Origin of the sequence: Arsenophonus sp. ENCA (assembly GCF_002287155.1) — a bacterium.
Taxonomy (GTDB): Bacteria; Pseudomonadota; Gammaproteobacteria; order Enterobacterales; family Enterobacteriaceae; genus Arsenophonus; species Arsenophonus nilaparvatae.
Map to the genome: position 1 here is coordinate 1 of NZ_NHNG01000736.1, position 14274 is coordinate 14274.

10 protein-coding genes, 1 tRNA gene and 5 pseudogenes are annotated in these 14274 nt (G+C 37.4%); 10 read left to right on the forward strand and 6 right to left on the reverse strand.

The genetic code is table 11. The features are described from left to right. From CBG25_RS19095 to bcp, 3 genes and pseudogenes are all read left to right on the forward strand, one after another. A pseudogene (locus CBG25_RS19095) lies at nucleotides 1–207 on the forward strand (hypothetical protein); the annotation flags it as partial. 294 nt (nucleotides 208–501) lie between these two features. Beyond that, entirely contained in the window at nucleotides 502–936 is a 435-nt protein-coding gene (locus tag CBG25_RS19100) for an ACT domain-containing protein (RefSeq protein ID WP_290608635.1), read from the forward strand. A gap of 133 nt (nucleotides 937–1069) precedes the next feature. Next, the gene (gene bcp / locus CBG25_RS19105; RefSeq protein WP_290608636.1) at nucleotides 1070–1540 is read left to right on the forward strand and encodes a thioredoxin-dependent thiol peroxidase; all 471 of its coding nucleotides are present in this window, start codon (nucleotides 1070–1072) and stop codon (nucleotides 1538–1540) included. Nucleotides 1541–1596: 56 nt separating this feature from the next. On the opposite strand, the gene CBG25_RS19110 is transcribed toward bcp, so the two are convergent. Further along, nucleotides 1597–2661 (reverse strand): AI-2E family transporter, encoded by a 1065-nt coding sequence (locus tag CBG25_RS19110; RefSeq protein WP_290608639.1) that lies wholly within the window; start codon nucleotides 2659–2661, stop codon nucleotides 1597–1599. A gap of 136 nt (nucleotides 2662–2797) precedes the next feature. Between CBG25_RS19110 and CBG25_RS19115 the strand changes: the two genes are divergently transcribed. Both CBG25_RS19115 and arsC read left to right on the forward strand, forming a co-directional pair. Continuing rightward, nucleotides 2798–4264 carry a M48 family metallopeptidase gene (locus tag CBG25_RS19115; RefSeq protein WP_290608641.1) on the forward strand — a complete coding sequence of 489 codons (1467 nt, stop codon included), beginning with the start codon at nucleotides 2798–2800 and terminating at the stop codon, nucleotides 4262–4264. A 12-nt stretch (nucleotides 4265–4276) separates the two neighbouring features. Continuing rightward, entirely contained in the window at nucleotides 4277–4636 is a 360-nt protein-coding gene (gene arsC, locus CBG25_RS19120) for an arsenate reductase (glutaredoxin) (RefSeq protein WP_290608643.1), read from the forward strand. Nucleotides 4637–4676: 40 nt separating this feature from the next. Here the strand turns inward: arsC and hda are convergent, their stop codons facing one another. Together hda and uraA are read right to left on the reverse strand one after the other, a co-directional pair. Then, nucleotides 4677–5387: a DnaA inactivator Hda gene (gene hda / locus CBG25_RS19125; protein ID WP_290608644.1), complete on the reverse strand. Its 711-nt coding sequence runs from the start codon at nucleotides 5385–5387 to the stop codon at nucleotides 4677–4679. A gap of 118 nt (nucleotides 5388–5505) precedes the next feature. Then, nucleotides 5506–6801 carry a uracil permease gene (gene uraA, locus CBG25_RS19130; protein WP_290608645.1) on the reverse strand — a complete coding sequence of 432 codons (1296 nt, stop codon included), beginning with the start codon at nucleotides 6799–6801 and terminating at the stop codon, nucleotides 5506–5508. A gap of 439 nt (nucleotides 6802–7240) precedes the next feature. Between uraA and CBG25_RS19135 the strand changes: the two are divergent. Further along, nucleotides 7241–7492 (forward strand): annotated as a pseudogene (locus CBG25_RS19135) (TIGR01212 family radical SAM protein); the annotation flags it as partial. 44 nt (nucleotides 7493–7536) lie between these two features. Here CBG25_RS19135 and CBG25_RS19140 read toward each other — a convergent pair. After that, a tRNA-Ser gene (locus CBG25_RS19140) sits at nucleotides 7537–7626 on the reverse strand. Nucleotides 7627–7848: 222 nt separating this feature from the next. On the opposite strand from CBG25_RS19140, the gene CBG25_RS19145 reads away from it, so the two are divergent. Continuing rightward, nucleotides 7849–8394 carry a molecular chaperone gene (locus CBG25_RS19145; RefSeq protein WP_290608646.1) on the forward strand — a complete coding sequence of 182 codons (546 nt, stop codon included), beginning with the start codon at nucleotides 7849–7851 and terminating at the stop codon, nucleotides 8392–8394. 76 nt (nucleotides 8395–8470) lie between these two features. Here CBG25_RS19145 and CBG25_RS19150 read toward each other — a convergent pair whose 3' ends face one another. Both CBG25_RS19150 and CBG25_RS19155 read right to left on the reverse strand, forming a co-directional pair. Further along, a complete protein-coding gene (locus CBG25_RS19150; RefSeq protein ID WP_290608647.1) occupies nucleotides 8471–9031 on the reverse strand; it encodes a lipoprotein in 561 nt (186 codons plus the stop codon). Nucleotides 9032–9075: 44 nt separating this feature from the next. Then, nucleotides 9076–9603: pseudogene (locus tag CBG25_RS19155) on the reverse strand (MFS transporter); the annotation flags it as partial. 173 nt (nucleotides 9604–9776) lie between these two features. Here CBG25_RS19155 and istA point away from each other — a divergent pair. From istA to CBG25_RS19170, 3 genes and pseudogenes are all read left to right on the forward strand, one after another. Next, nucleotides 9777–11012 (forward strand): annotated as a pseudogene (istA, locus tag CBG25_RS19160) (IS21 family transposase); the annotation flags it as partial. Between the two features lie 283 nt (nucleotides 11013–11295). Next, nucleotides 11296–13026 (forward strand): arginine--tRNA ligase, encoded by a 1731-nt coding sequence (gene argS, locus CBG25_RS19165; protein WP_290608649.1) that lies wholly within the window; start codon nucleotides 11296–11298, stop codon nucleotides 13024–13026. 450 nt (nucleotides 13027–13476) lie between these two features. Then, nucleotides 13477–14097 (forward strand): annotated as a pseudogene (locus tag CBG25_RS19170) (LacI family DNA-binding transcriptional regulator); the annotation flags it as partial. Between the last annotated feature and the right edge of the window lie 177 nt (nucleotides 14098–14274).

Genomic DNA, 14274 nt, shown 5'->3' on the forward strand with positions numbered 1-14274 from the left:
GAAGTTAAACAAAATTGTGGTATTGAACGCTGTCAGGCTCGCACGAGCCGAGCGCAAAGAAATCATATTTTTCTCGCTATTTCTGCGTGGTTTGAACAACATAAACGTCGTATATCTGAAAAAATAACCCTTTATCAACAAAATTGGGACGTAATCAAAAATGCTATTGCTGAGCACATCCGTGTTTTATTAGCGTACCCAAATTAGTTTTGTGCGAAACTCGTGTTAATAACCACTCTGTTTTAAGAAAAATACATAATGATTATCATCCTATTTCCAGTTTATTTTTCTCGCTCAATTTATTATTTTATCAGCAAATAAATCTTTTAAAATTAAAAATTCAGCACAATTGTGGCCATTTCATTCCATTAAATATCATTTTATCACTACTCAGTATGTAAACTTATTATATTGATATATTTGTTTTTTTATCTTGGCAGGAGCTTTTTTTTATGGTTACCATAAGGTATTCAGAAATCATAAATTTATCAGGAAAACGACTTGCCACATAGTGAACAACAATCAATCATTATTATTGTACTTGTTGCAGATCATCCCGCTAAGATTAATACCGGTATCCAACTAGTCACCAAATGTCAATGTAATATTGAAGATAGCTGTATGGCTATATTTGGCAAACAATTCTTCTTTATTATGAAGTTATCAGATAGCAGGCAATCAATTTCTTTAATAGAAGCAATGTTGCTTAAGCATGATACTGAATTAAAATTATTATCTATTATGCAAAAAACCACTTCTGGCGTTTATAAAGAATATTTTTCAATAATAATTGCCAATGTTATTGTTAATGTCGCCCCCGCTATAGTTGAACAATTTACTTGTTTATTTATCACTAATAACTTCAACCTAGCCAAATTGGTTGCAAAATACAACCAGCGACAAACAAATATGATCAACAACTTGAAATTTATATGAATGCCCAAAGTTTTATTGGTGATAATGAGTGAATTAACAAAAATAGATTTAAACAATTGTGCACAAAATTAAATGTACAATTAGCATTATCAGCAAACCGCAATAACATATAGAATTAAACGGAGAGAATCTAATGAGCCCATTGAAAGCCGGTGATAAGGCCCCCCAATTTAGCCTTCCTGACCAAGATGGCGAAATAATCAATTTATCTGATTATCTTGGTCAACGAATTTTGATTTATTTTTATCCTAAAGCAATGACTCCCGGCTGTACAATACAAGCTTGTGGATTACGTGACGAAATGTATAAATTAAAACAAATGGGTGTTGAAGTTTTTGGTATAAGTACTGATAAAGCAGAAAAGTTATTACGTTTCACTGAAAAAGAGATGCTAAATTTTACATTACTATCGGATCACAAGCATGAGGTAGCGGAAAAATTCGGTGTATGGGGAGCAAAGCAATTTATGGGAAAAACGTTTGATGGCATTCATCGCATCAGTTTTCTGATTAATGCAAAAGGTGAGGTTGAACATGTATTTGACAAATTTAAAACCAGTGATCATCACCAAATTGTACTGAATTATCTTAATACTCATCCGTGATTAAAATCAATTGTTAATTGCCCCTGCCTGTTTGGTGGCAATTAACAATTAAAAAATTATTTTTCAGTTACGAGATTATCTTCCGGCCACACATGCATAACGGCTTTAATTAAAGTTGCCAATGGAATGGCAAAAAATACTCCCCAAAAACCCCAAAGCCCACCAAATACTACGACAGATAAAATAATAACTAACGGATGCAAATTAACCGCTTCAGAGAATAAAATGGGCACCAATAAATTGCCATCAAGCCCTTGAACAATTAAATAAGCGATTAGTAAAGTCCAAAAGTCAGGTCCAATACCCCATTGAAAAAGAGCAACTAAAACTACTGGGATGGTAACCACCACCGCTCCAATATAGGGGATCAAGACAGAAATACCGACTAGTACTGACAAAAATAGCGAGTAGCGCAAACCTAAAAAAACAAACGCGATATAAGTACAGATACCAACAATAACCATTTCAATAACTTTACCACAGATATAGTTAGTGATCTGTTGGTTCATTTCCTGCCAAACTTGTCCGACCAATAACCGATCACGGGGTAAAATACGTTGTAAACCACGGATTATTTTAGTCTTATCTTTCAGTAGAAAAAATACCATTAGTGGTACTAAAACCAGATATATTGCTATGGTAATAATACCAATAAGCGATGCAACAGAATACTTAACCACAGATTCACCTAAAGTCGATAAGCGACCGCGTAAATTATCCGCTATCATATCAATAATACCGGCATCAACCAAAGCGGGATAACGTTCAGGCAATGCCTTGGCATATTCATTAAAGCTATTTACCATTGAAGGTAAATCAAATAATAAATTCATGCCTTGCTGCCAGACAATGGGCACAATAATTAAAAAAACCATGGCACTAATACCCATAAATATTGTCAGCACAATGGACGCTGCCATCAGCCTTGATAAGCCTAACTTACCCAGTTGTTGGGTTGGCCATTCAAGTAAATAAGCCAACACGATAGCAACTAATAAAGGAGCTAAAATATCATGAAAAAAGAATATGATACAAAAACCGATAATCAGGCTGATAAACAATGCAACGACCTGAGGATCTGAAAATCTTCGACGATACCATTGCAAAAACATCTCCAGCATATATTCACTCCTGAATGTGGTAAATTAGTCTTTTAATCCACGAAATTATACCAATTGACAGATTATCCAGTAAGGTTTGCTATCATAAAAAATATCATTTAACAATATAATCAATCGTAAGGGATACTTCCGGTTTATGAATACAAAATTTACTAAACCACTCATTACTCTTGTAATAACAATAATGTTAGCAGTTCCTATGAAGCCTGTTTATACCGCTATTGAAGATAATTTGCCCGATATTGGTACTACAGCAGGTGGTACACTAACTATTGATCAAGAGATCATTATAGGTGATGCACTAACACGCCAATTACGTGCTAGCACACCACTTATTTACGATCCCTTGTTAAATCAATATATTAATCATCTTGGCATGCGCTTAGTAAAAAATGCCCACTCAGTAAAAACCCCGTTCCATTTTTACCTGATAAATAATCCTAATATTAATGCTTACGCTTATTTTGGTGGTAACGTCGTTCTCCATTCTGCCCTGTTTCGTTATAGCCAAAATGAAAGTCAGCTGGCCTCAGTGATCGCCCATGAAATTTCTCATGTAACCCAAAGACACCTTGCCCGTATGCTAGAAGATCGTGAACGGAATGCACCATTAGCCTGGATAGGCGCCATTGGTTCAGCACTGTTAGTAATGGCTAATCCACAAGCAGGTATTGCGGCACTAACAGGAACATTAGCTGGTGTGCAACAAGGTATAATAAGCTTTACTCAATCTAACGAGCAAGAAGCTGACCGAATTGGTATACAGACTTTACGTCGTGCCGGATTCGATCCGCGCGCCATGTCTGATTTTATGCAAATTTTAGCCGATCAGAGCCGTTATATGTCAAAACCACCTGAGATGCTATTAACCCATCCATTACCAGATAGTCGTTTAGCGGATGCACTAAATCGTTCAAATCAATATCCGAAAGTGGATCTCCCACCATCATTGGATTTTATGCTAGCTCGGGTACGCATTCTTGCCATGTATACAGACTGGCAAAAACCGATCCTTGAACAAATTTTATCTCAGTATAGCCAAGGTGATACTAAAGAAAGAATGGCAGCTGATTACGGTCATGCGCTACAACTTAATGAAGATAAAAAATATCAAGCTGCTGGCAACATTGTACGCTTACTTTTGGCTAAGCAACCTGCTAATCCCTGGTTTATTGATCTAATGACCGATATAGATATAGGGTTAAATCAACCACTAAAGGCTATTTCTCGTTTACAAAATGCACTAATCAAAACACCAAATGACCCAATCCTACAAATTAATCTGGCAAATGCCTATATTGCTAATAATCAGTATGATCAAGGCAGTCAATTATTGCGTAAATACACCTTCGATAACCCCAATGACTTAAATGGTTGGACTTTGTTGGCAGAAGTTTCAGCTAAGCAAGGTAAGCGTAGTGAACAGTTAGCAGCTTATGCAGAAGGCATGGCTTTGCGTGGTAATTATGGTACTGCCATTCAATACCTTACCGATGCCAGTCGGCTAACAAAAACCGGTAGTTATGATCAAGCAAGATATGATGCCCGTATTGATACACTACGCCAGTTACAAACACGTGATAAACAATTACAAAAACGCTAAGGAAATTACCTTATGTCTCAACAAGTGACGATTTACCATAACCCTCGTTGTTCAAAAAGTCGACAAGTCCTACAGCTTTTAGAAGATATGGGGGTTAAAACACGTATTATTGAATATCTTAAAACACCACCAAGTATTAATAACTTAAAAACTTTACTTTCACAACTGGATTTCACTAAACCGCGTCAATTAATGAGAAGCAACGAAGCAATTTATCAAACACTTAATTTATCTAACAGCTCGTTATCAGATGATATCTTACTGCAAGCAATGTATGATAACCCAATACTAATTGAGCGACCTATCGTTGTCGTTGATAACCATGCTCAGCTAGGGCGTTCACCAGAACAAGTAAAAAAGCTATTTAAATAACCTTGTATCTTTAAGAGGTAAAATAAGTTTACCTCTTAAATTAAAGTTTAAGAATATCCTTAACAAAGGGAATAGTCAGTTTACGTTGAGCAACAATCGAAGCATGATCTAACTCATCTAACATAGTAAATAATGTGCGGGTTTTCCTATCCAAACGCTTTAATACAAAACGACTAACCTCTTCAGATAACTCGAAACCGCGTAATTTAGCGCGTAATTGCAGTGCCTGGATCTTATCTTCATCACTCAGTGGATGAAGTTTATAGATCTGTCCCCAATCAAGTCTGGATGCTAAATCAGGTAATGCTAAATCAATCAACCTAGGCGGCCTATCACCAGTTATCAATAAACAGCTTTTGCCGTTTTCCAAGATACGATTATATAAATTAAAAAGCGCTATTTCCCACTCTTCATCATCGGCAATACAATGAGCATTATCAATGCAAACCAGAGCTAAATGTTCCATACCGTCTAAAACATCAGGGACAAAATAGCTACGTTTATCCAGAGGAACATAACCAACTGCCTCGCCTTTTTGTGACAATTCACTACATGCAGCGTGTAATAAATGACTTTTTCCACTACCTTCTTGCTGAGACCAAAAATAAATATAGCTGCTATGGGATTGATTAATAGCAGATTTGATAGCCGCTAATAAAATACCATTTTCGCCAGTAATAAAACTGGCAAAGGTTTCATCATCAGGCGTGGATAAAGCTAATGAAAGCTGCGACGGCGTATTCAGAAGCACCTCTTTCTGTATATATAAGAAAACACATACAGCTTAACACAAAAGTTGTAATTAGATGAACTTAAACAATATCATCCGATGGAACTAATAATTTACCTACTATTTCAGTAAAAATTAGCTATTTTTTAATCGTTTCTACCGACTCAAGTTTAGTAGTTATATAAGTTTTTTCCGGACGAATAATATTAATCAGGCGAAAAACCAACGACATAATAATACCGATAATGGTAGCAAGCGCCATCCCCTTCAACTCAGCGGCCCCAATATGGATAGTCGCACCACTTACCCCAATAATCAGAATAACGGAAGTCAATATTAGATTTTGTGGTTTATTATAATCTACCCGAGAATCAATTAACACTCGGATACCTGATGCCGCTATAACACCATAAAGTAATAGCGAAACGCCCCCCATCACAGGAACAGGAATAAGCTGAATTGCCGCCGCTAATTTACCAACACAGGAAAGCAAGATAGCTAAAATTGCCGCACCACCAATTACCCAGGTGCTATATACTTTAGTTATCGCCATTACACCGATGTTTTCACCATAGGTGGTATTCGGTGTTGAACCAAAAAATCCTGAAATGGTAGTTGATAAACCATTAGCAAACATTGAACGGTGTAAACCAGGATCTTTTAATAAATCCCGCCCAACAATATTCGCGGTCACAACCAAATGACCTACATGTTCCGCAATAACAACTAGCGCTGCAGGCAAAATAGTCAAAATAGCAAACCACTCAAATCGTGGAGAATAAAATGTTGGTAATGAAAACCATGGAGCGGTAATAACTGGAGTTAAATCCACTTTTCCCATTAAAAATGCAAGTACATAGCCGACAATCACACCAAGTAAAATAGGAATAATCGCTAAAAAGCCACGAAAAACTACCGAACATAGAATGGTCACGATCAACGTCACCACTGAAATAATCAAACTGCTTGAATCAACCGGAATATCCGCTTTAGGTAAAAGCCCTGCCATGCCAGCCGCCGTTTGCGCTAATTCCAGACCAATAACCGCAACAATCGCGCCCATTGCCGCAGGGGGGAAAATAATATTGATCCAATTTCTACCTGCTATTTTTACAATCAGTGCGACTAAACAAAAAAGTAGCCCACAAATAATAAATCCGCCCAATGCTAACTCATAACCTAGCGGTAATAACAATAAAACTGGTGAAATAAAAGCAAAACTTGAGCCCAGATAAGCAGGAATACGTCCTCGACAAATGATCAAATAGAGTAGTGTACCAATTCCATTAAACAATAGAACGGTTGCAGGATTGATGTGAAATAAAATGGGGACTAATACTGTCGCCCCAAACATAGCAAACAGATGCTGAAAACTTAATGGAATGGTTTCTCTTAACGGCGGCCTTTCTGCTACGCCAATTACACGGCGGGTCATGATCAATGTCCTCTTGATAACTCATAATTAATATATTATTACTCATCAAAACTCATCAATAAAGCCCACCTTTTGAACGCCTAGGAATTTCAAAGATCCTGAGGCCGTATGAAATAGGGATCACAGTCGGTAAGATTTGCTGTTTTTTTCAGCACAAGAGGGAGTGAGATCATTATTTACACGAGTTTCGCACCAATAAAAAAACGCTCTATTTTTAAGTTTAATTCAGCATGATATATAAATAGTCAAAACCTTATAAATCAAATACAACTTATTGTAATTTAAGAAAATTTATGTTTTTTAGTAACTTGCAGATTAATCATTGCTTTTAAGCCATTTTTAGAATTTTATATGCCTGTGCGAAACTCGTGTAAGTTAAACCTCTTTTTATTCTCAATAGCGTGACAAAAAATGCAAGTCTCTATTCAGCAACTAGTTTATTGTTGATGGTAGTATAATGGCAAAAGCTTGGCGTGTTGGGCGTTTGTTATCACTTGAATTAACTGAGTACGTGGAAATGGCCGGAGAAATGATCCGTCACACACCAAAAAATATTATTTATCATCGTATTTGTGCCAATGCGCGTCGGCCGACTTTACTCGCGCCAGATTGGTGTGCAAATCGTTGGTTAGGCATGAATGCGTTATATCAATATCTCTGTCAGTATGGCGGCCAGGGCTCTGCAATTTAAGTTTGTGGAGGGAACTAAAACAAGTTGTTGGCAGATATTTTATATGGCGGTGAGGGAGGGATTCGAACCCTCGATACGTTTTCACGTATACACACTTTCCAGGTGTGCTCCTTCAGCCACTCGGACACTTCACCGGTTATCATTTTAATATAATAGGATACTAGAATGATGGGGCGATATTATAGGAAAAAGCAGACTAACCGTCAATAATATATTGCAATTTTTGTCTTTTTTTGCAGTTAACAAGATAAATAAAGAACAATCTGTTGAAAATATATTCGATATTACCGTCAAGGTTTTGTTGTCCTTACTAATAAGTAAAATTATTAAATGCATAGCATAAGTTGGAAAAAATAATGAATGAATTTTCCGTGATTTGCCGAATATTAGGAACATTATTTAATCGTTCCCCAGAGGATCCCGTTACTAAACCTTTATTTGAATTGATTAGTCAAAATCAATTGAAATTGTCTTGGCCTTTAGAACAAGATGAATTATTAACGCAATTAGCCGCTAGTAGCCAGGATTTAGCGTTAGTAATTAAAGATTTTGAGCAATTGTTTCTTGATCCTACCTCAGCTATTGCTAACGGTATTAGTCAATATAGTGAAATATCAGCAACGGCAGTTAATGAATTTTTAGTGGCAAATGGAATACCACTATCAGCGGAAAAAGCTGATCGTTTTGCTGCTTTATTATTGGCAGCATCTTGGTTGGAAGATAATGCAGCGCAGGATCCGCTATTAACACAAATTCAATTATTTGATCAGTTTATTTTACCTGCGAGTGAATCATTTTTTAGCCAAGTGGAAACCCATGTAGTGAGTGATTTTTATCCTACTCTCGTTATGATAACGCGTGAAGCTTTAGTTGCATTGCGCGAGGAGCTGGCTGACAATTAGTGACGCTGTAACTTATTCTTTAAATCTAACAGGCGAGTACATGGCGCCTGTTATTTCCTATTGACTACTAAGTCATTTATTCTACTAATGGAATAACTAACTTACCCGGTTTGACTTCAAGTCCTTTAGCGATTTTCTTGGCCAATGCTTCTGCTTTACTTTTTTCTGGTTGCAATAAATAGACAGGATTTTTTTTAAAATAGGCTTTTAAGGAGTTATTAACAATCGGCAGTATTGTGGTAATTGTACTGGCCATTTTTTCCGGTGTAATTTTTTGATCAGAGATTGTCAATTCTTTTAAATATATAGCACCGGTAGCTACGTCAAAATAGGGCAGTGAAGTGATAGCTAAAGAGACTTCTGCATGTGTTGAACCTAATAGTGTTTCAAGCTTAATTTTAGCTACTCCCGTTAGGGTAATTTTATTCGGTTCGGTGCGACCTATTTGAGTAGCAAGATTAGCTAGATCGATACTAGCATCAGCAAGTCCGGCAATACCTATTTTTTTACTATAGTGGGTATGTTTGCTGAGATAGTTATTAATGGTATCTTCACTAATACTGAATTCGGTTAATTGATCGCATCCGGCTATCACTCCAGATAGTAACAATAGTGCTCCGACAAAAAAGTGCTTCATGTTTTGTTTTTCTCCTGTAATTTTGATAGCAAGATTGTACACAACTATTCATCGTTATAAATGATAGTTTTTTTCTGCTGATTAAATTGTTGGTATAAAGCCCATAAGGTTAATAATCCTATTATGGTTAACAGATGCCAAGGTAGAGCCGGTAAACCCCACCGATGTCCGATATCATATAGCCAGCCACCACCGATAAAACCTATTGCACCACCTAAGGCATGGCCTAATCGGCTAAAACCCATATAACTGCCCCGAGCATGAGGATCTGCCAGTGATGCGCTCAATGTTTCACGTGCTGGCTCAGCAGTGATGGTACCTAAATAAAACAGACTAATCAGGGCAAAAAGTAGCGTCAGTGAATGGGTAAAACCAATAGGAAGCATGGCCAAGCTCATCAGAAGTAAACCGGTCATTAACCGTTGCTCGGGGCGAAAATGCTTTTCACTCCAACGTGCGATGGGATAAAGTAAAGTTAAAGAGATAATGGCTTCAATGGCATACATCCATTTAATAGCTGTCGGTGAGCCGGCTATCTCATTAACGACAATCGGAAACATTAACATAACTTGTGCATATTACCATGCATGCAGATCACCCAATAACATTGATGGAGATCAGCTAATAACATCGATGGAGATCACTTTTGGCCCATTTTGTTATTCGGTGATCTCCATCAATGTTATTCTAATTATCACAGGTGTGTTGAACTGTATTCTTTGCCATATGAGGGTAGAGAATACCTATGCCAACAGTACCTATTTCAATGAGAAAACTAAAAGAAATACTTAGACTTAAATATGGAGCCAAGCTCAGTCATCGCCAGATAGCTCGTAGCTTATCGATATCGCCATCTGCTGTATCACGATATGCTAATCGGGCAGCTCAGCTGGGGATAAAACAATGGCCTTTACCCACAGAATGGGACCCATCTTCCTTACGAAAGGCATTTAGCCAGACTAAAGTGAAGATGAAAAAACATTCTTTACCTGATTGGGCAGAAGTACATAAAGAATTACGTAACAAAATAGTGACATTACAACTGCTCTGGGAGGAATATGCAGAACAATACCCAGGGAGTTTTTATAGTTACAACCATTATTGTCGTCTTTATCGTGAATGGTTAAAAACCACAAACCCATCAATGAGGCAAGTTCATAAAGCCGGTGAAAAACTCTTTGTTGATTATTGTGGTCCCACTATCAATATCATTAATCCCAATACTGGCGAAACAAGAACAGCACAGCTCTTTGTTGCTGTTCTTGGCGCATCAAACTATACATGGGCAGAAGCAACGTGGTCTCAGCAGCTTGAGGACTGGGTAATGAGCCATGTTCGCTGTTTTCAATCGCTTGGGGGTGTACCTGAGATTGTGGTGCCTGATAACCTGAAAAGTGCAACTTCACGAGCTTGTAAATATGATCCTGACATCAACCCGACTTACCAACAAATGCTTGAGCATTACAATGTTGCCGTCATGCCAGCCCGTCCTCGTAAGCCAAAAGATAAACCTAAGGCTGAAGTCGGCGTGCAGCTTGTTGAACGTTGGATTATGGCCCGACTTCGTCACGAACACTTCTATAGTCTTGCTTCACTCAATCAACACATCCAGGTTTTATTGAAAAGGCTAAATACCAAAAAGATGCAAAAAATGAGTTACTCTAGAGCTGAGCTTTTTGTTCAGTTAGACGCCCCTGTGTTAAAACCACTACCAAAAGCCCATTACAGCTTCACTCTGTTAAAGAAAGTTAGAGTCCATAAAGATTATCATGTTCAGATTGATAACCATTATTACTCGGTTCCATATACGCTTCTCGGAGTACAATTAGAAGCTCGAGTTTCCGGCGAGTTAGTCAGATTATTTAATAAAGAGCAGGAAGTTGCAGTCCATCCCCGCTGCAGGACTTATGGCTACAGCACTCGAACAGAACATATGCCTGAAGCCCATAGACAGCATGCAACGTGGACACCTGAACGTCTTCAGCCCTTTTTTTAAATTAATATTTCTAATCAAAATTGCAATTTTTGCAACCGTGTAATTTTTTAAAGTTAGATAAATCAAAAATCTTCTATTGTCACTTAGCAAGATGATAAAAAGCGATCCTATCTGATATTATTTTTACAATAGAGTTATCGATCAAATAGTTGATAGTAGCATGTGAATAGCTAATTATGGTATAAAGCCAGCTATTTTTATCACGATCCTCATAGCTGTATCTGACTAAGTTGAATACGACAGCTATCTTCATCATTAAGGTAATCAGGTGAATATTAAGGCTCTTCTTTCAGAAAAAATTAGTGATGCATTAATTGCCGCAGGGGCCCCTATAGGTAGTGAGGCTCATATCCGCCCTTCAACAAAAGCCCAATTCGGTGATTACCAAGCTAATGGTGTCATGTCTGCAGCTAAAAAAATCGGCATTCCTCCACGTCAATTAGCTGAAAAAATGCTGCCGCTACTAAATCTGGAAAATATTGCCAGTAAAGTTGAAATAGCAGGACCCGGTTTTATTAATATTTTTCTTGATAAGCAATGGATAGCCGAACAAATTGAACTTACCTTGCAACATGACAAATTGGCAATTAACACCGTTACGCCACAAACCGTCATTATTGACTATTCCGCTCCAAATGTAGCAAAGCAGATGCATGTTGGTCATTTACGTTCTACTATCATTGGCGATGCTGTTGCTCGTACATTAGAGTTTTTAGGTCATAAAGTAATACGTGCTAACCATATCGGCGATTGGGGTACCCAGTTCGGTATGCTAATTGCGTACTTGGAAAAAGTTCAACAAGAAAATGCTACCGATATGGCTTTAGCTGATCTTGAGACTTTCTATCGTGAAGCTAAAAAACATTATGATGAAGATGAAAATTTTGCTGAACTTGCACGTAATTATGTGGTTAAACTACAATCTGGTGATGAATATTGTCGGAAAATGTGGCGCAAATTGGTTGATATTACCATGGCGCAAAATCAACATACCTATCATCGTTTAAATGTCACACTGACGGAAGACGATGTGATGGGTGAAAGCTTATATAATAATATGCTGCCTGATATTGTCGCTGATTTAACAGCTAAAAAGTTAGCCGTTAAAAGTGATGGTGCTATGGTTGTCTATCTGGATGAATTTAAGAATAAAGACGGTGATGCCATGGGGGTTATCATCCAGAAAAAAGATGGTGGTTATCTTTATACGACAACAGATATTGCCTGCGCTAAATATCGTCATGAAATATTACACGCTGATCGGGTGCTATATTATATAGATTCACGACAACATCAACATCTAATGCAAGCTTGGGCTATTGTGCGTAAAGCCGGCTATATTCCCGTTACAATGTCATTAGAGCATCATATGTTCGGTATGATGCTAGGTAAAGAAGGTAAACCTTTTAAAACTCGAGCCGGCGGAACGATCCGACTTGCCGATTTACTTGATGAGGCAATTGAGCGTGCCAGTGATCTTATCCGGCAAAAAAATCCAGCTATGCCAGAAAACGAGTTACAATCGATTAGTCAGGCGGTGGGTATTGGTGCAGTAAAATATGCCGATCTATCGAAAAATCGTACCACTGATTATATTTTTGACTGGGACAATATGTTAGCGTTTGAAGGTAATACCTCGCCTTATATGCAATATGCTTATACCCGTGTGGCCTCCATTTTTAAACGGGCTAATATTAATCCAACAGCACTAAGCGAGCCGGTGATTTTAGCAAATCAGTATGAACAAGCCCTAGCGACTCGTTTATTACAATTCGAAGAAACAATACTAACCGTTGCTCGCGACGGTTTACCCCATATTATGTGTGCTTATTTATATGATCTGGCAGGTTTATTTTCTAGTTTTTATGAACATTGCCCAATTTTAGGTGCAGAAAATAACGCATCAAAGGAAAGTCGATTAAAACTGGCATTACTGACGCAAAAAACTTTAAAAATTGGTTTAGACACATTAGGGATTGAAACGGTAGAAAAAATGTAATCCCTTATTAGACTATAGGCTGCCAGTAGTGCAGCCTGCTGTCCATGATACTGCTTAAGACAAAATATTGTAGCGATAAAATGCAGACAGTTAAGCCAATATGATGCTCATAAAATAAAAGAAACAAACGATACGATCATTAATAATGCAACTATCGCTGTACATAAACCATACTTAAAATCGGTATCCATAACCTCACCTCACTATTCTCACTGTCTTAGTCATAAATTAATTAATGAAAAATCATTAAATGTCATAATATCATACAACAATAAAAGCTATTTTCTATTATATCATCTAGTAAAGATTGATTAATACTTTTGTTTTTACTGCAAATCAGACAAAATGATCAGTTTACTGATAACTTAATTATCTATTTTTATAGATCAATAACAGTAATTTTTAAACAATAGTAAAGGAATTGGGAATGGGTCAGGAGTCTTTATAATCATGGCAACAATTAAGGATGTGGCAAAGCTTGCAGGTGTCTCAACTACCACCGTATCACATGTAATTAACAATACCCGTTTTGTCGCCGAAGAGACAAAAACGATCGTCAGGGCAGCCATTAAAACACTTAATTACTCTCCCAGTGCAGTTGCTCGTAGTTTGAAAGTTAATCATACTAAATCCATTGGCTTATTAGCCACATCTAATGAAGCCCCTTACTTTGCAGAAGTCATTGAATCAGTCGAAAACAACTGTTTTAGTCAAGGATATACATTGATCCTGTGCAATTCGCACAACAACTTAAATAAGCAACAAGCCTATTTACAAATGTTAGCGCAAAAACGGGTCGATGGTTTACTTGTCATGTGCTCAGAATACCCCAACCAGTTACTCCAGATGTTAGAGGGATACCGCAATATTCCAATGGTGGTGATGGATTGGGGGCAAGCCCATGGTGATTTTACCGATGTCATCATTGATAATGCTGTTTATGGTGGCTATCTTGCCGGGCGTTATCTTATCGAACGAGGTCATCGTGATTTAGGTATTATCTCTGGACCATTAAAACGCAATACCGGCAATGGCCGGCGGCAAGGTTTTCTCAATAAACTAGTTGCTGAATAGAGACTTGCATTTTTTGTCACGCTATTGAGAATAAAAAGAGGTTTAACTTAGAGAATAAAGGTTTGAAATGATCAACAAAGAGCGGCTGTTACGAGATAATCGTTTATGTAAAGCAATCATTGGATTATCAGTCGAAGAATTGAAAAATTTAGCCGCTGAATTTTCAGCTTGTTA

Coding starts and splice junctions, on each gene's coding strand:
- arsC (WP_290608643.1), top strand. CDS start 4,277: ATGTCTCAACAAGTGACGATTTACCATAACCCTCGTTGTTCAAAAAGT.
- CBG25_RS19115 (WP_290608641.1), top strand. CDS start 2,798: ATGAATACAAAATTTACTAAACCACTCATTACTCTTGTAATAACAATA.
- CBG25_RS19150 (WP_290608647.1), bottom strand. CDS start 9,031: ATGAAGCACTTTTTTGTCGGAGCACTATTGTTACTATCTGGAGTGATA.
- uraA (WP_290608645.1), bottom strand. CDS start 6,801: ATGACCCGCCGTGTAATTGGCGTAGCAGAAAGGCCGCCGTTAAGAGAA.
- CBG25_RS19110 (WP_290608639.1), bottom strand. CDS start 2,661: ATGCTGGAGATGTTTTTGCAATGGTATCGTCGAAGATTTTCAGATCCT.
- CBG25_RS19145 (WP_290608646.1), top strand. CDS start 7,849: ATGAATGAATTTTCCGTGATTTGCCGAATATTAGGAACATTATTTAAT.
- bcp (WP_290608636.1), top strand. CDS start 1,070: ATGAGCCCATTGAAAGCCGGTGATAAGGCCCCCCAATTTAGCCTTCCT.